Source organism: uncultured Chitinibacter sp. (genome assembly GCF_945957625.1).
Taxonomy (GTDB): Bacteria; Pseudomonadota; Gammaproteobacteria; order Burkholderiales; family Chitinibacteraceae; genus Chitinibacter; species Chitinibacter tainanensis.
The window spans coordinates 23509-44672 of sequence record NZ_CAMFLP010000018.1 but is presented as its reverse complement, the minus strand read 5'-3'; the positions used below and the strand labels follow the sequence as shown (position 1 = coordinate 44672).

The 21164-nt window shown below is 49.4% G+C and carries 31 protein-coding genes; all 31 read left to right on the top strand.

The window, feature by feature from the left end; all coding sequences use genetic code 11:
* Positions 1–37 precede the first annotated feature (37 nt).
* Complete coding sequence (rpoC, locus tag QV747_RS15625) at positions 38–4264, top strand: DNA-directed RNA polymerase subunit beta' (RefSeq protein WP_047392350.1); 4227 nt, start codon at positions 38–40, stop codon at positions 4262–4264.
* A 176-nt stretch (positions 4265–4440) separates the two neighbouring features.
* Positions 4441–4815, top strand: coding sequence for a 30S ribosomal protein S12 (rpsL, locus tag QV747_RS15620; RefSeq protein ID WP_028448456.1), 375 nt, complete (start codon positions 4441–4443; stop codon positions 4813–4815).
* Positions 4816–4925: 110 nt separating this feature from the next.
* Positions 4926–5396, top strand: coding sequence for a 30S ribosomal protein S7 (rpsG, locus tag QV747_RS15615; protein WP_028448455.1), 471 nt, complete (start codon positions 4926–4928; stop codon positions 5394–5396).
* Between the two features lie 27 nt (positions 5397–5423).
* Positions 5424–7523 carry an elongation factor G gene (fusA, locus tag QV747_RS15610; RefSeq protein WP_028448454.1) on the top strand — a complete coding sequence of 700 codons (2100 nt, stop codon included), beginning with the start codon at positions 5424–5426 and terminating at the stop codon, positions 7521–7523.
* A gap of 17 nt (positions 7524–7540) precedes the next feature.
* Entirely contained in the window at positions 7541–8731 is a 1191-nt protein-coding gene (tuf, locus tag QV747_RS15605; protein ID WP_273432340.1) for an elongation factor Tu, read from the top strand.
* 10 nt (positions 8732–8741) lie between these two features.
* Complete coding sequence (gene rpsJ, locus QV747_RS15600) at positions 8742–9053, top strand: 30S ribosomal protein S10 (protein WP_028448392.1); 312 nt, start codon at positions 8742–8744, stop codon at positions 9051–9053.
* A 147-nt stretch (positions 9054–9200) separates the two neighbouring features.
* Positions 9201–9845 (top strand): 50S ribosomal protein L3, encoded by a 645-nt coding sequence (gene rplC / locus QV747_RS15595; protein WP_028448393.1) that lies wholly within the window; start codon positions 9201–9203, stop codon positions 9843–9845.
* A complete protein-coding gene (rplD, locus tag QV747_RS15590) occupies positions 9845–10465 on the top strand; it encodes a 50S ribosomal protein L4 (protein ID WP_028448394.1) in 621 nt (206 codons plus the stop codon). Before rplC ends, rplD begins: the two co-directional genes overlap by 1 nt.
* Entirely contained in the window at positions 10462–10767 is a 306-nt protein-coding gene (gene rplW, locus QV747_RS15585) for a 50S ribosomal protein L23 (RefSeq protein ID WP_028448395.1), read from the top strand. The genes rplD and rplW overlap by 4 nt, the downstream gene beginning before the upstream one ends.
* A gap of 12 nt (positions 10768–10779) precedes the next feature.
* Positions 10780–11613, top strand: a complete 834-nt coding sequence (rplB, locus tag QV747_RS15580) for a 50S ribosomal protein L2 (RefSeq protein WP_047395215.1) — start codon at positions 10780–10782, stop codon at positions 11611–11613.
* Between the two features lie 6 nt (positions 11614–11619).
* Positions 11620–11895 (top strand): 30S ribosomal protein S19, encoded by a 276-nt coding sequence (gene rpsS, locus QV747_RS15575; RefSeq protein ID WP_047395218.1) that lies wholly within the window; start codon positions 11620–11622, stop codon positions 11893–11895.
* Positions 11896–11904: 9 nt separating this feature from the next.
* A complete protein-coding gene (gene rplV / locus QV747_RS15570; RefSeq protein WP_028448396.1) occupies positions 11905–12234 on the top strand; it encodes a 50S ribosomal protein L22 in 330 nt (109 codons plus the stop codon).
* Positions 12235–12244: 10 nt separating this feature from the next.
* Positions 12245–12949: a 30S ribosomal protein S3 gene (gene rpsC / locus QV747_RS15565; RefSeq protein ID WP_028448397.1), complete on the top strand. Its 705-nt coding sequence runs from the start codon at positions 12245–12247 to the stop codon at positions 12947–12949.
* Positions 12933–13349, top strand: a complete 417-nt coding sequence (rplP, locus tag QV747_RS15560) for a 50S ribosomal protein L16 (protein ID WP_028448398.1) — start codon at positions 12933–12935, stop codon at positions 13347–13349. The genes rpsC and rplP overlap by 17 nt, the downstream gene beginning before the upstream one ends.
* On the top strand, positions 13350–13538 hold the full coding sequence (gene rpmC, locus QV747_RS15555; RefSeq protein ID WP_028448399.1) for a 50S ribosomal protein L29: 189 nt from the start codon (positions 13350–13352) through the stop codon (positions 13536–13538).
* A 2-nt stretch (positions 13539–13540) separates the two neighbouring features.
* Positions 13541–13804: a 30S ribosomal protein S17 gene (rpsQ, locus tag QV747_RS15550; RefSeq protein WP_028448400.1), complete on the top strand. Its 264-nt coding sequence runs from the start codon at positions 13541–13543 to the stop codon at positions 13802–13804.
* Between the two features lie 187 nt (positions 13805–13991).
* The gene (gene rplN, locus QV747_RS15545; protein WP_028448401.1) at positions 13992–14360 is read left to right on the top strand and encodes a 50S ribosomal protein L14; all 369 of its coding nucleotides are present in this window, start codon (positions 13992–13994) and stop codon (positions 14358–14360) included.
* 11 nt (positions 14361–14371) lie between these two features.
* Positions 14372–14689 (top strand): 50S ribosomal protein L24, encoded by a 318-nt coding sequence (rplX, locus tag QV747_RS15540; protein WP_028448402.1) that lies wholly within the window; start codon positions 14372–14374, stop codon positions 14687–14689.
* 10 nt (positions 14690–14699) lie between these two features.
* Positions 14700–15239, top strand: a complete 540-nt coding sequence (gene rplE, locus QV747_RS15535; protein WP_028448403.1) for a 50S ribosomal protein L5 — start codon at positions 14700–14702, stop codon at positions 15237–15239.
* 7 nt (positions 15240–15246) lie between these two features.
* Positions 15247–15552 (top strand): 30S ribosomal protein S14, encoded by a 306-nt coding sequence (gene rpsN / locus QV747_RS15530; RefSeq protein WP_028448404.1) that lies wholly within the window; start codon positions 15247–15249, stop codon positions 15550–15552.
* 15 nt (positions 15553–15567) lie between these two features.
* Positions 15568–15960, top strand: coding sequence for a 30S ribosomal protein S8 (gene rpsH / locus QV747_RS15525; RefSeq protein WP_028448405.1), 393 nt, complete (start codon positions 15568–15570; stop codon positions 15958–15960).
* Between the two features lie 12 nt (positions 15961–15972).
* Positions 15973–16506, top strand: coding sequence for a 50S ribosomal protein L6 (gene rplF, locus QV747_RS15520; RefSeq protein WP_273432330.1), 534 nt, complete (start codon positions 15973–15975; stop codon positions 16504–16506).
* Positions 16507–16519: 13 nt separating this feature from the next.
* Complete coding sequence (gene rplR / locus QV747_RS15515; protein ID WP_028448407.1) at positions 16520–16873, top strand: 50S ribosomal protein L18; 354 nt, start codon at positions 16520–16522, stop codon at positions 16871–16873.
* Between the two features lie 19 nt (positions 16874–16892).
* On the top strand, positions 16893–17408 hold the full coding sequence (gene rpsE, locus QV747_RS15510) for a 30S ribosomal protein S5 (RefSeq protein ID WP_028448408.1): 516 nt from the start codon (positions 16893–16895) through the stop codon (positions 17406–17408).
* Entirely contained in the window at positions 17405–17590 is a 186-nt protein-coding gene (gene rpmD / locus QV747_RS15505) for a 50S ribosomal protein L30 (RefSeq protein WP_028448409.1), read from the top strand. Before rpsE ends, rpmD begins: the two co-directional genes overlap by 4 nt.
* A 2-nt stretch (positions 17591–17592) precedes the next feature.
* Entirely contained in the window at positions 17593–18027 is a 435-nt protein-coding gene (gene rplO / locus QV747_RS15500) for a 50S ribosomal protein L15 (protein ID WP_273432328.1), read from the top strand.
* A gap of 22 nt (positions 18028–18049) precedes the next feature.
* A complete protein-coding gene (gene secY, locus QV747_RS15495) occupies positions 18050–19354 on the top strand; it encodes a preprotein translocase subunit SecY (RefSeq protein ID WP_273432326.1) in 1305 nt (434 codons plus the stop codon).
* Positions 19355–19577: 223 nt separating this feature from the next.
* Positions 19578–19691: a 50S ribosomal protein L36 gene (rpmJ, locus tag QV747_RS15490; protein WP_081986638.1), complete on the top strand. Its 114-nt coding sequence runs from the start codon at positions 19578–19580 to the stop codon at positions 19689–19691.
* 57 nt (positions 19692–19748) lie between these two features.
* Positions 19749–20111 carry a 30S ribosomal protein S13 gene (gene rpsM / locus QV747_RS15485; RefSeq protein ID WP_028448412.1) on the top strand — a complete coding sequence of 121 codons (363 nt, stop codon included), beginning with the start codon at positions 19749–19751 and terminating at the stop codon, positions 20109–20111.
* Between the two features lie 15 nt (positions 20112–20126).
* A complete protein-coding gene (gene rpsK, locus QV747_RS15480) occupies positions 20127–20519 on the top strand; it encodes a 30S ribosomal protein S11 (protein WP_028448413.1) in 393 nt (130 codons plus the stop codon).
* A 14-nt stretch (positions 20520–20533) separates the two neighbouring features.
* The gene (gene rpsD / locus QV747_RS15475; protein WP_028448414.1) at positions 20534–21157 is read left to right on the top strand and encodes a 30S ribosomal protein S4; all 624 of its coding nucleotides are present in this window, start codon (positions 20534–20536) and stop codon (positions 21155–21157) included.
* The last annotated feature ends 7 nt before the right edge of the window (positions 21158–21164 follow it).

The window sequence follows — 21164 nt, the reverse complement described above, 5'->3', positions numbered from 1 at the left end:
GCTAATACCCTGATTGCCCTCACTGGAGAATATTGGAATGAAAGGCTTACTCGAACTCTTCAAGCAAGTCACCCAAGACGAAGAATTTGACGCGATTAAGATCGGGCTCGCATCGCCTGAGAAAATCCGCTCATGGTCGTTTGGTGAAGTGAAGAAGCCAGAAACCATCAACTACCGTACGTTCAAACCTGAACGTGACGGTCTGTTTTGTGCGCGTATTTTTGGCCCGATCAAAGACTACGAATGTCTTTGCGGTAAGTACAAACGCCTGAAGCACCGCGGTGTAATTTGTGAAAAATGTGGCGTTGAAGTCACGCTGTCGAAAGTGCGTCGTGAGCGCATGGGCCACATCGAGCTGGCTAGCCCAGTAGCGCACATCTGGTTCCTGAAATCGCTGCCGTCACGTCTGGGTATGGTTCTGGACGTTGCACTGCGTGATATCGAACGCGTGCTGTATTTCGAAGCATACATCGTGATCGAGCCGGGCATGACCCCGCTGCAACGCGCACAGCTGCTGACCGAAGAAGACTACTTCGCCAAAGTCGAAGAGTACGGCGACGAATTTGTAGCAATGATGGGCGCGGAAGCGGTGCGTGAGCTGCTCAAATCCATGGATGTTGATCAAGAGATCAGCAAACTGCGCGCTGAGCTGGATAGCACCGGTTCTGAAACCAAGATCAAGAAAATCGCTAAGCGCCTGAAAGTGCTGGAAGCCTTCGAGCGTTCAGGTATCAAGCCAGAGTGGATGATTCTGGATGTGCTGCCTGTGCTGCCGCCTGAGCTGCGTCCATTGGTGCCGCTGGATGGTGGCCGTTTTGCGACTTCCGATCTGAATGATCTGTATCGCCGCGTGATCAACCGGAACAACCGTCTGAAACGCCTGCTGGAATTGCGTGCGCCAGAAATTATCGTGCGCAACGAAAAACGGATGTTGCAAGAGTCGGTCGATTCGCTGCTGGACAACGGCCGTCGCGGTAAAGCGATGACTGGTGCAAACAAGCGTCCGCTGAAATCACTGGCCGACATGATCAAAGGTAAGGGCGGTCGTTTCCGTCAGAACTTGCTGGGTAAACGTGTTGACTACTCAGGTCGTTCGGTTATTACCGTAGGCCCAACTCTGCGTTTGCATCAGTGCGGTCTGCCAAAACTGATGGCGCTCGAATTGTTCAAGCCATTCATTTTCCACAAGCTGGAAGTGATGGGCCTGGCGACAACCATTAAAGCCGCCAAAAAAATGGTGGAAAGCCAAGAGCCAGTCGTATGGGATATCTTGGAAGAAGTGATCCGCGAGCATCCGGTACTGCTGAACCGTGCGCCGACGCTGCACCGCTTGGGTATTCAAGCTTTCGAACCGACTCTGATCGAAGGTAAAGCGATTCAGCTGCACCCGCTGGTTTGTGCGGCATTCAATGCCGACTTCGACGGTGACCAGATGGCCGTTCACGTGCCACTGTCGCTCGAAGCGCAGATGGAAGCGCGGACGCTGATGCTGGCGTCAAACAATGTACTGGCCCCAGCCAATGGCGAGCCTATCATTGTGCCGTCGCAGGATATCGTATTGGGTCTGTACTACATGACCCGCGAAGCAAAATATGCCAAAGGTGAGCGCCTGAGCGATGCCGGTGAACGCCTGACAATTTTTGCTGACGTGTCTGAAGCGCTGCGTGCTTACCAAAATAAAGCCGTTACGCTGCAAACCCGCGTTTCTGTGCGGACGAAACAATGGTCGAAAAACGAAGCAGGTGAGTGGGAATACCGCTTGGTGCGTCGTGACACCACAGTTGGCCGCGCGATCCTGTCTGAAATTCTGCCAAAAGGCTTGGATTTCTCGCACATCGACAAAGCACTGAAGAAAAAAGAAATCGGTAAACTGATCAATGCTTCATTCCGTCGCTGCGGTCTGAAAGACACGGTGGTGTTTGCAGATCAGCTGATGTACACCGGTTTCTCATACTCGACGCGTGGCGGTATTTCGATTTGCGTTGACGATATGCTGGTGCCAGCGAAGAAAGTGGAACTGCTAGCAGCTGCCCACGCAGAGGTAAAAGAGATCGAGCAGCAATACAGCTCAGGTCTGGTAACCCAAGGCGAGCGCTACAACAAGGTCGTGGATATCTGGGGTCGTGCCGGTGATCAAATCGCGAAGGCGATGATGGATCAGCTGGGTAAAGAGCCAGTTCTGGATGCCAACGGTAAACAGGACGAGCAAGAGTCGTTCAACTCGATTTACATGATGGCTGACTCGGGTGCCCGGGGTTCGGCAGCGCAGATTCGTCAGCTGGCTGGTATGCGGGGTCTGATGGCTAAGCCAGATGGCTCGATTATTGAGATGCCAATTACCACTAACTTCCGTGAAGGTCTGACAGTACTGCAGTACTTCATCTCAACACACGGTGCACGTAAAGGTCTGGCGGATACGGCTCTGAAGACAGCGAACTCGGGTTACCTGACACGTCGTCTGGTCGATGTAACGCAAGACTTGGTGGTTATTGAGGACGATTGCGGCACCAAAAATGGTGTGGCGATGAAGGCCGTAGTTCAAGGCGGTGACGTGGTTGAAGCCCTGCGTGACCGTATCTTGGGTCGTGTAGTTGCTAAAGACGTGGTTGATCCTTCGACACAAGAAACGATCTTCGAAGCCGGCGTGATGCTGAGCGAAGATGCAGTGGATGTGATCGAAGAGCGTGGCATTGATGAAGTGCTGGTACGCACACCGCTGACGTGTGAAACCCGCTATGGTCTTTGCGCGAAATGTTATGGTCGTGACCTCGGTCGCGGTCACTTGGTGAATAGCGGTGAAGCGGTTGGTGTTATCGCGGCGCAGTCGATTGGTGAGCCTGGTACACAGCTGACCATGCGTACGTTCCACATCGGTGGTGCGGCATCACGGGCGGCAGCAGCCAATCAGGTTGAAGCGAAATCTGGCGGCAAAATCGCTTATAGCTCGAATATGCGTTATGTAACTAACGCTAAGGGCGAGCCAGTAGTGATTGCCCGTTCAGCAGAAGTGATCGTCTTGGACGACAATGGCCGTGAGCGTGAAACACACAAAGTGCCATATGGCGCTACGCTGACTGTAAAAGATGGCGACGCTGTGAAAGCGGGTGCAGTGCTGGGTACATGGGATCCTCACTCACGCCCAATCATTACTGAATACGCGGGTACCGTTCGCTTCGAAAACGTCGAAGAAGGGATGACCGTTGTTAAACAGGTAGATGATGTAACTGGCCTGTCAACGCTGGTGGTTATTGCTTCGAAAGCGAAAGCAACTTCAAGCAAAGGCGTGCGCCCATTGGTGAAACTGCTGGACGAGTTTGGTAATGAAATCAAACTGGCGGGTACTGAAACCCCAGTCACCATTTCGTTCCAAGTTGGTTCGATCATTACAGTGAAAGATGGCCAGCAAGTAGGTGTGGGTGATGTTCTGGCCCGTATCCCACAAGAATCTGCGAAAACACGCGATATTACCGGTGGTCTGCCACGGGTAGCTGAGCTGTTTGAAGCTCGTTCACCGAAAGATGCCGGCATGTTGGCCGAAGTAACGGGTACTGCAAGCTTTGGTAAAGACACCAAAGGTAAGCAACGTCTGGTGCTGACCGACCTTGAAGGTGTTGCACATGAATATCTGATTTCTAAAGATAAGCATGTGATGGTGCACGACGGTCAAGTGGTTAACCGCGGTGAAACGATCGTGGATGGCCCGATTGATCCGCATGACATCTTGCGTCTGCAAGGTATTGAAGCCTTGGCGCGTTATATCGTTCATGAAGTGCAAGAGGTTTATCGCTTGCAGGGCGTGAAGATTAATGACAAGCACATTGAAGTTATCGTGCGTCAAATGCTGCGTCGTGTTGTGATTTCTGATGCCGGTGGTTCAGACTTCATCTTGGGTGAGCAAGTTGAGCGCGCCGAAGTGTTGATCGCGAACGACAAACTGTTGGCTGAGGGCAAAGAACCTGCGAAGTTTGACAATATCCTGCTTGGTATTACCAAAGCATCGCTGTCGACTGACTCGTTCATCTCCGCTGCTTCGTTCCAGGAAACGACTCGTGTCCTGACCGAAGCGGCGATTATGGGTAAGATCGATGATCTGCGTGGTCTGAAAGAAAACGTGATCGTGGGTCGTCTGATCCCGGCGGGTACTGGTCTTGCGTATCACAAAAACCGCAAGCGCCTGCAGGGTAAAGCGGAAGCACTGATGCCGTTTGCAGAAATCGCGGCTGAAGTGATGGCCGAATCAGCAGGTGAAACAGCAGCTGAATAATAGGAACGCCTTCCGCTTGCGCGGAAGGCGTTGACGTTCTCTTGTCAAGTTCCTTATAATTCAAAGTCTTTTGCTGCGACAGGTGAAATGCCGGTCGCAGCGTTTCCTTTTGGAAACTCAATTCCCTTGCGCAAGCTAAGGGTTTTTTATTTAAACGCGGTAGGAAGTTAGAAACAATGCCAACTATCAACCAGCTCGTCCGTAAAGGGCGTGTCGCGGAAGTCGCTAAGAGCAAAGTACCTGCTCTGCAGGCGTGTCCGCAAAAGCGTGGTGTGTGCACTCGTGTGTATACCACTACTCCAAAAAAACCAAACTCCGCTTTGCGTAAAGTTTGTAAAGTTCGTCTGACCAATGGTTTTGAGGTGATCTCATACATCGGCGGTGAAGGCCATAACTTGCAAGAGCACAGCGTGGTTCTGATTCGCGGTGGTCGTGTAAAAGACTTGCCAGGTGTGCGCTATCACTGCGTACGCGGCTCTCTGGACTTGGCTGGCGTGAAAAATCGTAAGCAGTCTCGCTCTAAGTACGGTGCTAAACGTCCTAAGGCGTAATTTGCACGGTCTGTGCGGCAGCGCAGAGCAAAAGCTGTCAAGTAAGTGGCCATCTTTATAGATGTCCGCGGGGTATCCCCAACTGAATGTCACATTAAGGAAGTAAATTTATGCCAAGACGCAGAGAAGTACCGAAGCGTGAGATTCTGCCAGATCCAAAATTTGGTAGTACTGAACTCGCTAAATTCATGAACGTTGTAATGCTGGACGGTAAAAAAGCCGTTGCCGAGCGCATCGTTTATGGCGCACTTGACCAGATCGCTAAAAAATCTGGCAAAGATGCGCTGGAAGTATTTAACACCGCAATCGGCAATGTAAAACCTGCCGTTGAGGTGAAAAGCCGTCGTGTCGGTGGTGCTAACTACCAAGTACCAGTAGAAGTACGCCCAAGTCGTCGTCTGGCATTGGCGATGCGTTGGGTCCGTGAAGCGGCGCGCAAACGTGGCGAGAAGTCAATGGATCTGCGTCTGGCGGGTGAGCTTCTGGATGCTGCTGAAGGTCGCGGTGGCGCCATGAAAAAACGTGATGAAGTGCATCGCATGGCTGATGCTAACAAGGCGTTCGCACACTTCCGCTTCTAATTACGTTTTTCCAATAAGGATTAAACCGTGGCACGTAAAACCCCTATTGAGCGGTACCGCAATATTGGTATCTCTGCTCACATTGATGCTGGTAAAACTACCACAACCGAACGTATCCTGTTCTACACCGGTGTAAATCACAAAATCGGTGAAGTGCATGATGGCGCAGCCACCATGGACTGGATGGAGCAAGAGCAAGAGCGTGGTATTACCATTACTTCGGCTGCAACCACTACCTACTGGAAAGGTATGGGTATGCAGTTCCAAGAGCATTTGGTAAACATTATTGATACCCCAGGGCACGTTGACTTCACGATTGAAGTTGAGCGTTCAATGCGTGTTCTGGATGGTGCTTGTATGGTTTATTGTGCTGTGGGCGGTGTTCAGCCACAGTCAGAAACCGTATGGCGCCAAGCTAACAAATACAACGTACCTCGCTTGGCATTTGTGAATAAGATGGACCGCTCAGGTGCCAACTTCTTCCGTGCGGTTGAGCAGATGAAAATTCGTCTGAAAGCGAATCCGGTACCTGTTGTAGTGCCTATCGGTGCGGAAGACAAATTCGAAGGCGTTGTTGATCTGCTGAAAATGAAAGCGATCATCTGGGATGACGCATCGCAAGGTATGAAGTTTGAATACGGCGATATCCCTGCGGATCTGGTTTCAGTTGCTCAAGAATGGCGTGAGAAGATGGTCGAGTCTGCGGCCGAAGCTTCTGAAGAGCTGATGAACAAATATCTCGAAACCGGCGAATTGACCGAAGAAGAGATTATCGCTGCTCTGCGTACCCGTACTCTGGCGTGTGAAATTCAGCCAGTGTTGTGTGGCTCTGCATTCAAAAACAAAGGTGTTCAACGTATGTTGGACGCTGTGATTGAATTCCTGCCATCGCCACTGGATATTCCAGACGTTAAAGGTGTGGATGATCGCGAGCAAGAAGCTTCTCGTCCTGCTTCAGACTCTGCGCCATTCTCTGCTCTGGCATTCAAACTGATGAATGACCCGTATGTTGGTCAGTTGACCTTCTTCCGCGTCTATTCTGGCGTATTGAATTCAGGCGACTCTGTTCTGAACTCGGTTAAGAGCAAGAAAGAGCGTATCGGTCGTATCGTGCAAATGCATGCTAACGATCGTAAAGAAATCGATGAAGTTCGTGCTGGTGATATCGCTGCTGCGATTGGTTTGAAAGATGTGACGACTGGTGAAACTCTGTGTGATCCAGACCATGCTATCGTGCTTGAGCGCATGGTGTTCCCAGAGCCTGTAATTCACGTGGCAGTTGAACCAAAAACCAAAGCTGACCAAGAGAAAATGGGTCTGGCGCTGGGTCGTTTGGCTAAAGAAGATCCATCATTCCGCGTTCGTACCGATGAAGAAACTGGCCAGACCATTATGTCTGGTATGGGTGAATTGCACCTCGAGATTCTGGTTGACCGGATGAAGCGTGAGTTTGGTGTAGAGGCTAACGTAGGTGCGCCACAAGTGGCTTACCGCGAAACCATTACCCAGATCGCTGCTGATGTTCAGGGTAAGCACGCCAAACAGTCTGGTGGTAAGGGTCAGTACGGTGATTGTACGATCACTATCGAGCCAGCTGGGGAAGGCAATGGCTACTCGTTTATCGATGAAATTAAGGGCGGTGTAATTCCTCGCGAATTCATTCCTTCTGTCGATAAGGGTATCCAAAATACACTGAAGTCTGGTGTGTTGGCTGGCTTCCCAGTTGTGGACGTAAAAGTACGCCTGACATTTGGTTCTTACCACGATGTGGACTCTTCGCAGATCGCCTTCGAGTTGGCCGGTTCTATTGCCTTCAAAGAAGCAATGCGTCGTGCTGGTCCGGTGATTCTGGAGCCGATGATGGCTGTGGAAATCGAGACGCCAGAAGAGTACATGGGTGATATCATGGGTGATATCTCTTCTCGTCGCGGTATCTTGCAAGGTATGGATGACAATCCTGCTGGTGGCAAGATGGTTAAAGCTGAAGTTCCGTTGTCTGAGATGTTTGGTTACTCGACTACTCTGCGCTCAATGTCGCAAGGTCGTGCAACTTACTCGATGGAATTTAAGCACTACTCTATCGCACCGAAGCACATTGCTGATGCCATCATGGCAGCTAAAAAATAATCTGAGGAATTTGTAAAATGGCTAAAGAAAAGTTTACGCGGACCAAGCCGCACGTTAACGTAGGTACCATTGGTCACGTTGACCACGGTAAAACCACCCTGACTGCTGCGATCACGACTGTGCTGACTCGCAAATTCGGTGGCGAAGCTAAAGACTACTCACAGATCGATAGCGCTCCTGAAGAAAAAGCACGTGGTATTACCATTAATACCGCTCACGTTGAATACGAAACTGAAACTCGCCACTACGCTCACGTAGATTGTCCAGGTCACGCGGATTATGTGAAAAACATGATTACCGGTGCGGCTCAGATGGATGGCGCGATTCTGGTTGTATCTGCTGCTGATGGTCCTATGCCACAAACTCGCGAGCACATCCTGTTGTCTCGTCAGGTTGGCGTACCATACATCATCGTATTCATGAACAAAGCTGATCTGGTTGACGACGCTGAGTTGTTGGAACTGGTTGAGATGGAAGTTCGTGACCTGCTGTCTAAATATGACTTCCCAGGTGATGACACCCCAATCATCGTTGGTTCAGCTCGTTCAGCGCTGGAAGGCGATCAGGGCGAATACGGCGAGCCAGCTATCTTCCGCTTGGCTGAAGCGCTGGATACTTACATTCCTCTGCCAGAGCGTGCAGTGGATGGTACCTTCCTGATGCCAGTTGAGGACGTATTCTCAATCTCTGGTCGTGGTACTGTAGTTACTGGTCGTGTTGAGCGCGGTATCATCAAAGTAGGTGAAGAGATCGAGATCGTTGGTATTGTTCCAACTATCAAGACTACTTGTACAGGTGTTGAGATGTTCCGTAAGCTGCTGGACCAAGGTCAAGCGGGTGACAACATTGGCGCGCTGCTGCGTGGTACGAAGCGTGAAGAAGTTCAGCGTGGTCAAGTTCTGTCTAAACCAGGCTCAATCACTCCGCACACCAAGTTCACTTCTGAGATCTACGTATTGTCTAAAGAAGAGGGTGGTCGTCACACTCCATTCTTCAGCAACTACCGTCCTCAGTTCTACTTCCGTACTACGGACGTAACTGGCGCGATTTCTCTGCCAGAAGGCACTGAAATGGTTATGCCAGGTGACAACGTATCGATCACTGTGACGCTGATCGCCCCAATCGCGATGGAGCAAGGTCTGCGCTTTGCGATTCGTGAAGGTGGCCGTACCGTTGGTGCCGGCGTTGTAGCTAAGATCATCGAATAAGGATTTGGATATGCAAAACCAAAAAATCCGTATCCGCCTGAAAGCGTTTGACTACTCTCTGATCGACCGCTCTGCGCAAGAGATCGTTGAGACGGCAAAACGTACTGGCGCAGTGGTGAAAGGCCCAGTTCCTTTGCCAACTAAAATCGAGCGTTTTGATGTGCTGCGTTCGCCGCACGTTTACAAAACGTCACGTGACCAGTTCGAAATTCGCACTCACCTGCGCATGATGGATATCGTTGACCCAACAGATAAAACTGTTGATGCGTTGATGAAGCTGGACTTGCCAGCTGGTGTAGATGTAGAAATCAAACTGAACTAATCCTTGTTGGCGCGTATATAAGTGCTTGCCGTATAAGGATTTAGTGTGGTAGTATCGCGGACTTGCCATCAGGTGGTGGCAAGTCCGTTTATTTTTTAATGGTCATAGCCAGTCAATCGTAACTGGCCCTTGATAAAGGGAATAACTATGAGCTTAGGTCTTGTAGGTCGCAAAGTCGGCATGACCCGCATTTTTGCTGAGGACGGCGTGTCTGTTCCAGTGACTGTGCTGGAAATGGCTGCAAACCGCGTCACGCAAATTAAAACCGAAGAAGTGGATGGCTATTCAGCTGTTCAAGTTACTTTCGGCGCTAAGAAAGCTGGTCGTGTAAATAAAGCTGAAGCAGGTCATTTTGCTAAAGCTGGTGTAGAAGCTGGTGAGGCTCTAGTTGAGTTTCGTCTGGCGGCTGACAAAATCGCGGATCTGAAAGCCGGCGATACTCTGTCAGTTGAGTTGTTTAGTGTAGGTCAGATTGTTGATGTAACTGGCACCACCCAAGGTAAGGGTTTTGCTGGTCCAATCAAACGTCACCACTTTAGCTCTAATCGTGAATCACACGGTAACTCGGTTTCGCACCGTTCGCCTGGTTCGATTGGTATGGCGCAAGATCCTGGTCGTGTATTCCCAGGTAAGCGCATGGCCGGTCAGTTGGGTAATGTGAAGCGTACCGTGCAAAATCTGGAAGTTGTACGTGTTGATGTAGAGCGTCAACTGCTGTTGGTTAAGGGCGGTGTGCCAGGTTCTAAAGGCAATCAAGTCATTGTCCGTCCAGGCGTGAAGGTGGGTGCGTAATGGAACTGAAATCTGTAAATCTGAAAGGTGAAGCTCAGGCGGCAGTTGCAGGTTCGGATGCACTGTTCGGTCGTGAGTTTAGCGAAGCTCTGGTGCACCAGGTTGTAACTGCGTATTTTGCAAATGCACGCAGTGGTAATCGTGCGCAGAAAGATCGCACTGATGTAAAACACTCAACCAAAAAGCCTTGGCGTCAAAAAGGTACGGGCCGTGCTCGTGCTGGTATGTCGTCTTCTCCGCTGTGGCGTGGTGGTGGTCGTGCGTTCCCAAATAGCCCTGATGAGAATTTCTCTCAAAAAGTAAACCGCAAGATGTACCGTGCTGGTATTGCGACGATTTTCTCGCAATTGGTGCGCGAAGAGCGTCTGTTGGTGGTTGATTCTTTTGATGTTGAAACTCCAAAAACTAAGGCTTTTGCTCAGAAGCTAGCTGATCTGCAGCTGGATAACGTGCTGATTATCACCAAAGAACTGAGTGAAAATCTGTACCTTGCTTCGCGCAATCTGCCGCATGTTTTGGTACTTGAGCCATCGCAAGCTGATCCAGTTAGCCTGGTTCGCTTCAAAAAAGTAGTGCTGACTCGTGATGCGCTGCAGGCTCTTGAGGAGATGTTTGCATGATCAAAATCGCCGAAAATCGCCTGTTGCAAGTAATTCTTGCTCCAGTTGTATCGGAAAAAAGCACCATGCTGGCTGAAAAAGCTGAGCAAGTTGTTTTCCGTGTTGCAACTGATGCAACTAAGGCTGAAATTAAAGCTGCAGTTGAATTGCTGTTCAAAGTAAAAGTGGACGCAGTTACAACTGTTAATGTGAAGGGTAAAACCAAACGCTTTGGCCGCACCGCTGGCCGTCGTAAAGACTGGAAAAAAGCGTATGTTAGCCTTGTGGCGGGTCAAGAAATTGATCTGGCTGCTGCGCAATAAGGAGTCTGAATAATGGCTTTGGTTAAAGTAAAACCTACCTCTCCAGGTCGCCGCGCAGTAGTTAAGGTTGTTAACGAAGATCTGCACAAAGGCGCGCCTTACGCACCTTTGCTGGTGAAAAAATCAAAAACTGGTGGTCGTAATAATAACGGTCATATCACTACACGTCATATCGGTGGCGGTCACAAGCAGCACTACCGCTTGATCGACTTCCGTCGCAATAAAGATGGCATCGTAGCGAAAGTTGAACGCATTGAATACGATCCAAACCGCACTGCGCATATTGCATTGCTGTGCTATGCAGATGGCGAACGCCGCTACATCATCGCCCCTAAAGGCTTGGTGGTTGGTGCTACTGTAGTATCGGGTTCAGAAGCACCGATCAAATCAGGTAACACTCTGCCTATCCGCAATATTCCAGTGGGTTCAACTATCCATTGCATCGAATTGCAACCTGGTAAAGGCGCGCAATTGGCTCGCTCAGCTGGCGCTGCTGTACAGTTGCTGGCTCGTGAGGGTGCATACGCTCAATTGCGTCTGCGCTCAGGTGAGATCCGTAAGGTGCACGTTGATTGCCGCGCAACGATCGGTGAAGTGGGTAATGCAGAGCATTCCCTGCGTTCATACGGTAAGGCTGGTGCTAAGCGCTGGTTGGGTATTCGTCCAACTGTTCGTGGTACTGCGATGAACCCGGTTGATCACCCGCACGGTGGTGGTGAGGGGCGTACTGGTGAAGGTCGTGTGCCAGTTAGCCCATGGGGTCAACCTACTAAAGGCTATCGTACTCGTCGTAACAAGCGTACGGACAACATGATTGTTCGTCGTCGTTTCGCGAACAAGGGGTAATGAATAATGGCTCGTTCCGTTAAAAAAGGTCCATTCGTTGATCTGCATCTGCTGAAAAAAGTAGAAGCAGTCCGTGCCAATAACGACAAACGTCCAGTGAAAACTTGGTCTCGTCGTTCTACCATCCTGCCAGACTTCGTTGGTTTGACCATCGCTGTGCACAACGGTAAACAGCACGTTCCAGTCTATGTGAATGAAAACATGGTAGGCCATAAGTTGGGTGAGTTTGCGCTGACCCGTACTTTCAAAGGCCATGCCGCGGACAAAAAATCTAAGCGATAAGGTGAAGACATGCAAGTATCTGCTGTACTAAGCAACACTCGCCTCTCGGCTCAGAAAGCACGTCTTGTCGCAGACTTGGTTCGTGGCAAGCCCGTAGAGCAGGCGCTGAATATTCTGACTTTCTGCCCGAAAAAAGGCGCTGTTCTGATCAAGAAAGTGCTTGAATCGGCAATTGCCAATGCTGAGCACAATGAAGGTGCGGATATCGACACCCTCAAAGTGAAAACAATCTATGTAGACAAAGGCCCTTCGCTGAAACGATTTGCTGCTCGCGCTAAAGGCCGCGGCAATCGTATCGAGAAGCAAACTTGTCACATTACACTCACTGTTGGCGATTAAGGAGCTACTGATGGGTCAGAAAATTCATCCAACAGGCTTCCGTCTGCCTGTTACTAAAAACTGGTCTTCTCGTTGGTACGCCAACAGCAGCAGTTTTGCCAAGATGTTGAATGAAGACATCGAGGTGCGCGATTTCTTGAAAAAGAAATTGGCCGGTGCTGCTGTTAGCCGTGTAGTGATTGAGCGCCCAGCTAAAAACGCGAAAGTGACCATCTACTCAGCTCGTCCGGGCGTAGTGATTGGTAAAAAAGGTGAAGATATCGAGCAGCTGAAGGCTCAGCTGCAAAAGATCTTGAACGTGCCAGTGCATGTGAACATTGAAGAAGTTCGCAAGCCAGAGATTGATGCGCAAATCATTGCTGATAGCATCACTTCTCAGCTTGAAAAACGTGTGATGTTCCGCCGCGCGATGAAACGTGCGATGCAGAATGCAATGCGTTTGGGTGCACAAGGTATCAAGATCATGTCTTCAGGTCGTCTGAATGGTATCGAGATCGCTCGTACTGAGTGGTATCGTGAAGGCCGCGTGCCTTTGCATACTCTGCGTGCCGATATCGACTACGCAACTTCTGAAGCAAAAACGACCTACGGTATCATCGGTGTGAAAGTTTGGGTTTATAAGGGTGAAGTTAAGCCAGGCGAAAAATTCGCGGCTGAACCTGTAGAAACCCAGAAGAAACCACGTAAGGGGCCACGAAATGCTGCAGCCAACTAGACTTAAATTCCGTAAGGTCCAGAAAGGCCGTAACACTGGTATCGCGACTCGTGGTAACACAGTAGCTTTCGGTGAGTTTGGTCTGAAGGCAACTAGCCGTGGTCGTTTGACTGCGCGTCAGATTGAATCTGCTCGTCGTGCAATCACCCGTTATATCAAGCGTGGTGGTCGCGTTTGGATTCGTGTATTCCCAGACAAGCCGATTTCGACTAAGCCTGCCGAAGTGCGTATGGGTGGGGGGAAAGGTTCTCCTGACTATTACGTAGCTGAGATTCAGCCAGGTAAAGTACTGTACGAATTGAACGGTGTATCTGAAGAAGTGGCTCGTGAAGCGTTCCGCTTGGCTTCTGCCAAGTTGCCATTTGCAGTTACATTCGTTTCTCGCCAAGTGGGGCAATAAATGAAAGCTAGTGAACTGCAACAGAAGACTGTCGAAGAGCTGAAAGCTGAATTGACGTCACTGCTGAAGGCTAAGTTTAGTCTGCGCATGCAGCATGCGACTGGCCAATTGGCAAAAACCAGTGAACTGAAACGCGTGCGTAAAGATATTGCGCGTGTATTGACTGTTCTGTCACAGAAGGCGGCATAAGCATGAGCGAAACTAAACTCAAACGTACGCTGACCGGTCGTGTTGTTAGCAATAAGATGGACAAAACAGTAACCGTATTGGTAGAGCGCCTGGTGCGTCACCCGCTGTACGGCAAAATGGTTCGTCAATCTAAAAAATACCACGCTCACGATGAGCTAAACCAATACGGCGAAGGTGATGTGGTGACAATCGAAGAGGGTCGTCCTCTGTCTAAGACCAAGTCTTGGGTGGTTACGGCTCTGGTCGAAAAAGCACGCGTTATTTAATTTATTGAAAAATAACGCTTAGTGCTTGTGCGGGCATTCTAACTTGTGTAGAATGCCCGTTTTCCTTGCGAGTCAGAAATTTGACTCGTGTTTTCCCATCGGGATCCAAAACTGGCCGCTATTGGCTCGGCTCGACCGGGCACCCGGTTCTCCGGGCGATTAGGCGGATTAAGTTGGAGGCTTTTAAATGATTCAAATGCAATCCAAGCTTGAGGTTGCTGACAATACTGGTGCACGCACAGTGATGTGTATCAAAGTATTGGGCGGCTCAAAGCGTCGTTACGCATCTATCGGTGACATCATCAAGGTGAGCATCAAGGATGCGGCTCCACGTGGTCGTGTGAAAAAGGGCGATGTTTACAACGCCGTTGTTGTTCGCACTGCTAAAGGCGTTCGCCGTGCAGATGGCGCACTCATCAAATTTGATGGCAATGCAGCTGTATTGTTGAACAACAAACTCGAGCCAATCGGCACACGTATCTTCGGGCCAGTGACACGCGAATTGCGTAGCGAGCGCTTTATGAAGATTGTTTCCCTGGCTCCAGAAGTGCTGTAAGGAGTAGGGTAATGAATAAGATTCGTAAAGGCGACGAAGTCGTTGTTCTGACCGGTAAAGATAAAGGTAAGCGTGGTGTTGTTGTCCGTGCTCTGCCTGCTTCTGATCGTGTTGTGGTAGAGGGTGTTAACGTAGTTAAGAAACACCAAAAGCCAAACCCAATGCGCGGTGTTCAGGGTGGTATCGTTGAGCTGACTATGCCAGTTCACGTATCTAATGTAGCTATTTTCAATGCTAAAACTGGCAAAGCAGATCGCGTTGGCTTCAAGATTGAAGACGGCAAGAAAGTGCGCGTGTTCAAGTCTAGCGGCGAAGTAGTTGGCGCGTAAGGGGATGGCAATGGCACGTTTTCAAGAAATCTACGAAAGCAAAATTGTTCCTGAATTGATTAAGCAATTCGGTTACAAGTCAGTGATGGAAGTTCCTCGTATCGAAAAAATCACCGTAAATATGGGTGTGGGCGAGGCAGTTGCTGATAAGAAAGTAATGGAATTCGCAGTTGGCGATATGCAAAAAATCACCGGCCAAAAGGCTGTAGTGACTAAAGCTAAAAAATCAATTGCTGGCTTCAAAATTCGTGATGGCTATCCAGTGGGTTGTAAAGTAACTCTGCGTCGTGAGCGTATGTACGAGTTCTTGGATCGTCTGGTTACTGTGGCTCTGCCACGCGTACGTGACTTCCGCGGTGTTGGTGGCAAATCATTTGATGGTCGTGGCAATTTCAACATGGGTGTGAAAGAGCAGATCATTTTCCCAGAGATCGAATACGACAAGATCGATGCTCTGCGCGGTATGAATATCACCATTACTACTACGGCTAAAACTGACGAAGAAGCGCGCGCTCTGCTCGCTGCCTTCAAGTTCCCGTTCAAGAATTGAGGCGATCATGGCTAAACTTGCACTGATTAATCGTGAAGCCAAGCGTGAAGCTGCGGTTGCTAAATTCGCAGCCAAGCGTGAAAAGCTTCTGGCAATTATTAACGACAGCAAGGTGAGTGAGGAAGAGCAATTCCAAGCCCGCCTGAAATTGCAGCAACTGCCACGGAATTCTTCGCCAGTTCGTCTGCGTAATCGTTGTCAATTGACTGGCCGTGCCCGCGGTGTGTTCCGTAAGTTCGGTCTGGGTCGTAGCAAACTGCGTGATCTTGCTTTCAAAGGCGAGATTCCAGGTCTTGTTAAAGCTAGCTGGTAATAGGAGAACTAAAACATGGCAATGCATGATCCTATCGCCGATATGCTGACTCGTATCCGTAACGCTCAGCGTGCAGAAAAAGCTTCGGTGGTAATGCCTTCTTCAAAACTGAAAGTGGCTATCGCTAAAGTACTGCACGAAGAAGGTTATGTTGAATCTTTCGTTGTTACTGGTGATGTTAAGCCGGTACTGACTATTGAGCTGAAATACTACGCAGGTCGCCCAGTTATTGAGCGTCTTGACCGTGTGTCTAAGCCTGGTCTGCGCGACTACCGTGGTAGCGGCGAGATTCCTAGCGTAATGAATGGTCTTGGTGTGGCAATCTTGTCTACTTCCAAGGGTGTGATGACCGACCGCAAAGCACGTGCCAATGGTATTGGCGGCGAGTTGCTGTGCATCGTTGCTTGATGAGGTGTCACAATGTCTCGCGTAGCTAAGAATCCAGTAGCAATTCCGGCCGGCGTTGAAGTTAAAGTCGACGCTGGTCAAATCGTAGTTAAAGGCCCGCAAGGTACTTTGGCTCAACCAGTGGTGGCTGATGTTGCTGTCGAAGTGAAAGACGGTAACGTGACATTTGCTGCTAATGGCAATAGCAAATTTGCCCGTTCAATGTCAGGTACATTGCGCGCACTGGTTAACAACATGGTAAATGGTGTTAACAAAGGCTTTGAGCGCAAACTGACGTTGGTTGGTGTTGGTTATCGTGCGCATGCACAAGGTGATGTGCTGAACCTGTCATTGGGTTTCTCTCACCCTGTTGCGCATCCAATGCCAGCTGGCATCAAATGTGAAACCCCTTCTCAGACTGAAATCATTCTGAAGGGTGCCGATAAACAACTTCTCGGTCAAGTCGCTGCTGAAATCCGCGCTTATCGTTCGCCAGAGCCTTACAAAGGCAAGGGTGTTCGTTACTCGGACGAAGTTGTGGTGATTAAAGAAACCAAGAAGAAGTAATCGAGGCTGAATCATGGATAAGAATCAAAGCAGACTCCGTCGCGCACGTAAAACCCGTGCCAAAATTGCGGAGCTTAAAGTTGCACGTTTGTCTGTTCATCGCACGAATAGCCATATCTATGCACAAATCTTCGATGCAACTGGTAGCCAAGTTTTGGCTTCAGCTAGCACCGTTGAGGCTGCAGTGCGTGGTGAAGTGAAGAACGGCGGCAACGTTGCAAGTGCGGTTGCAGTTGGCAAGCTGATCGCTGAAAAAGCAAAAGCTGCTGGCGTGCAAAACGTAGCTTTCGATCGCTCAGGTTTCAAATACCACGGCCGTGTAAAAGCACTGGCTGATGCGGCTCGTGAAGCTGGCCTCGTCTTCTAATTGAGTTTGGAGTTTAAATATGGCTAAGAACGAAATTGAAGATCGTCAGGACGGCCTTCGTGAGAAGATGGTAAGCGTAAATCGCGTTACCAAAGTCGTTAAAGGCGGTCGTATTCTTGGTTTTGCAGCGTTGACTGTTGTCGGTGACGGCGATGGTGGCGTTGGTATGGGTAAAGGCAAGTCAAAAGAAGTGCCGGTAGCCGTACAAAAAGCGATGGAAGAAGCCCGTCGCAAAATGATCAAAGTAAATCTGCGCAATGGTACAGTGCAGCACACAGTGTTCGGTAAACACGGTGCGACTACTGTATTCTTGCAGCCAGCCCCAGAAGGTACCGGTATTATTGCTGGTGGTCCTATGCGTGCTGTATTTGAAGTAATGGGTATTCATAACATTACTGCTAAATGCCACGGCTCGACCAACCCATACAATATCGTTCGTGCGACTCTGGATGGTTTGTCTAAGCTGCATACGCCAGCTGAGATCGCTGCTAAGCGTGGTAAATCCGTAGAAGAAATTCTCGGGGGTGCACAATGAGCGACGTGAAAACTGTTAAAGTAACTCTGGTTAAAAGCCTGATTGGCCGTCTGGAGTCACATAAAGCGTGTGCGCGTGGTCTGGGCTTGCGTAAAACTAACAGCTCGTCTGTAGTTATTGATACGCCTGAAAACCGCGGCATGATCAATAAGATCAGCTATCTGCTGAAGGTGGAGGGTTAATCATGGAACTCAATAACCTGAACCCGGGCGTTGGCGCTAAGCACGCTCCAAAACGCGTTGGTCGTGGTATTGGCTCTGGCTTGGGTAAGACTGCAGGTCGTGGTCACAAAGGTCAGAAGTCTCGTTCTGGTGGTTTCCATAAAGTGGGTTTTGAAGGCGGTCAAATGCCTCTGCAGCGTCGTCTGCCAAAACGCGGCTTTAAATCACTGGCTCAAGGCAAAAATGCTGAAGTTACTCTGGCTGAACTTCAAGCTCTGCCGATCAATGAGATCGATATGCTGAGCCTGGTTCAAGCTGGTCTGATTTCTCAGCACGCAATCAGCTGCAAAGTGATCTTCTCTGGTGAAATTAGCCGCGCTGTAACGCTGAAAGGTGTTGCTGCGACTAAAGGCGCCAAAGCTGCGATCGAAGCTGCTGGTGGTTCTGTAGCAGAGTAATTTTTAAAGGTTTAGGCAGAACGTGGCAAATCCCGCTATTGCTGGATCAGCAAGTAAATTTGCTGATCTCAAAAAGAGAATCTGGTTTGTAGTTGGTGCACTGATTGTATATCGCATCGGTGCTCATATCCCGGTACCTGGGATCAATCCTGTTGAGCTAGCTAACTTGTTCCAGTCTTCACAGACTGGCCTGTTGAATATGTTCAATATGTTCTCTGGTGGTGCTTTGTCACGCTTCACCGTGTTTGCGATTGGTATCATGCCGTATATTTCGGCCTCGATTATCATTCAGCTGGCGGGTGAAGTTCTGCCTAACTTGAAGCAGTTGAAGAAAGAGGGTGAAGCTGGTCGTCGCAAGATTACTCAGTACACCCGCTACTTTACCGTTCTCTTGGCGAGCGCTCAGAGTTTCGGTATTGCGATGATGCTGTATCGCCAGCCTAATTTAGTGGTGCTGGATCAATGGCTTTTTGTTGCTGTGACCATGGTTAGCTTGGTAACTGGCACGATGTTCCTGATGTGGCTGGGTGAGCAAATCACTGAGCGTGGCCTTGGGAATGGTATTTCGATCATTATTTGTGCAGGTATTGCCGCTGGTGTGCCTGGTGCAATTGGGAAAACACTTGAGCTGACTAGCCAAGGTTCTCTGCCTATCTTGTTGGTGTTATTCCTTTTTGTTGGTGTGGTGCTCCTTACTGCGGCGGTGGTATTTGTTGAGCGTGGCCAACGCAAAGTGCCAGTACAATATGCCAAACGCCAAGTTGGTAATCGCCTGATGCAAGCGCAAAGCTCGCATCTGCCGTTGAAGCTCAACATGGCTGGCGTAATTCCACCCATTTTTGCATCATCAATTATTCTATTCCCAGCCACTGTTTTGTCTTGGACTGGTAATAGCGAGCATTTCTATTGGCTGAAGTCGATCGGTGATAAGTTGCATCCTGGTCAGCCGCTGTATGTACTGCTCTATGCTGCTGCGATTATTTTCTTCTGCTTTTTCTACACTGCGCTGGTGTTTAACCCACGTGAAACGGCTGAAAACCTGAAGAAAAGTGGTGCCATGATTCCTGGTTATCGTCCGGGTGATCACACAGCGAAGTACATTGAAAAACTGATCATGAAATTGACTCTGATTGGTGCCGTGTACATCACTTTAGTATGTTTGATTCCTGAGTTTTTGATTTTGAAGTGGAATGTTCCATTCTACTTTGGTGGTACTTCGCTGCTGATCTTGGTGGTGGTGACAATGGACTTTATGGCGCAGATGCAGTCATACATTATGTCGCACCAGTATGAGAGTTTGCTGAAAAAGGCAAACTTCAAGAACTAAACGTTGTGCTGTTTTAATTGGATGCCCAGCTATATGCTGGGCATCTTAACTGACGTGTGGCTATTGTTCGTCTTTCCATAAGTTCTGCGGTGTGTTATAGTCGTGGGCTTTACTGGAATTCGATTGCGCTCTGGAATTGGTGCAGTCAGGGACAGTAGGCGCATCGTATTCCAGTCAATGCTTTTGTTGACTGGGATTTTTCTTTGTTCCCAAAGGATAGACCATGAGAGTTCAAGCATCGGTCAAGAAAATCTGCCGTAACTGCAAGATTATTCGCCGCAATCGTATTGTGCGCGTAATCTGCACCGACCCACGGCACAAGCAGCGTCAAGGTTAATTGGTTCGCCAATTTCCGAGACAATAATCCAAGACTTTTTAACCTGGGGTAAGAAGTATGGCCCGTATTGCTGGGGTTAATATCCCTAATCATCAGCATACTGTGATCGGTCTGCAGGCAATCTACGGTATCGGCCAAACTCGCGCTAAAGCGATTTGTGCTGCTACTGCTATTGAGCCTAGCAAGAAAGTTAAAGATCTCAGTGAAGCTGAACTTGACAAACTGCGCGACGAAGTAGGCAAATTCACCGTTGAAGGTGATCTGCGTCGTGAAATCACTATGAGCATCAAGCGTCTGATGGACCTTGGCTGCTATCGTGGCTTCCGCCATCGCAAAGGCCTGCCGGTTCGCGGTCAGCGTACTAAAACTAACGCGCGCACTCGTAAGGGTCCGCGTAAAGCCATCGCTGGCAAGAAGTAATTAAGGACATAAATTATGGCTAAAGCAAACACAGCTCGTGTACGTAAGAAAGTCAAAAAGAGCGTGTCTGAAGGTATCGTGCACGTTCACGCTTCCTTCAATAACACGATCATTACCATCACTGATCGCCAAGGCAATGCTTTATCTTGGGCTACCTCGGGCGGTGCTGGTTTTAAGGGCTCTCGTAAAAGTACACCTTTTGCCGCACAGGTTGCTGCAGAAGCTGCTGGTAAAGTTGCCCAAGAATATGGTGTTAAAAACCTCGAAGTACGCATCAAGGGTCCGGGCCCTGGTCGTGAATCATCAGTGCGCGCTTTGAACGCACTGGGCTTCAAAATTACCAGTATCTCGGATGTGACGCCTGTTCCGCACAACGGCTGCCGTCCTGCGAAAAAGCGTCGTATCTAATTTCGGAGTAAGAAATGGCTCGTTATATTGGACCCAAGTGCAAACTTGCACGCCGCGAAGGCACGGATCTGTTCTTGAAAAGCGCTCGTCGTTCGCTCGACAGCAAGTGCAAGCTGGAACAAGCCCCAGGCCAGCATGGCGCTAAGAAAAATACGCGTCTGTCGGACTACGGCGTACATCTGCGCGAAAAGCAAAAGATCCGTCGCATTTACGGCGTGCTGGAACGTCAGTTCCGTCGCTACTTTGAAGAGGCTGCTCGCCGCAAAGGTTCAACTGGTGAAAACCTGTTGAAGCTGCTGGAAAGCCGTCTGGACAACGTAGTTTATCGTATGGGATACGGCTCTACTCGTGCCGAATCTCGTCAACTGGTTTCCCACAAGTCAATCACCGTTAACGGTAACGTTGTGAACATTCCTTCTTTCCAAGTGAAAGCGGGTGATGTTGTTGCCGTACGTGAAAAAGCTAAGAAGCAAGTACGTATTCAGGAAGCGTTGAGCTTGGCTGAAGGCATTGGCTTCCCGAGCTGGGTACAGGTTGATGCTAAAAAAATGGAAGGCGTGTTCAAAAACATGCCAGAGCGTTCAGATCTGTCTAGCGATATCAATGAATCGCTGGTAGTTGAATTCTACTCCAAGTAATAACCTG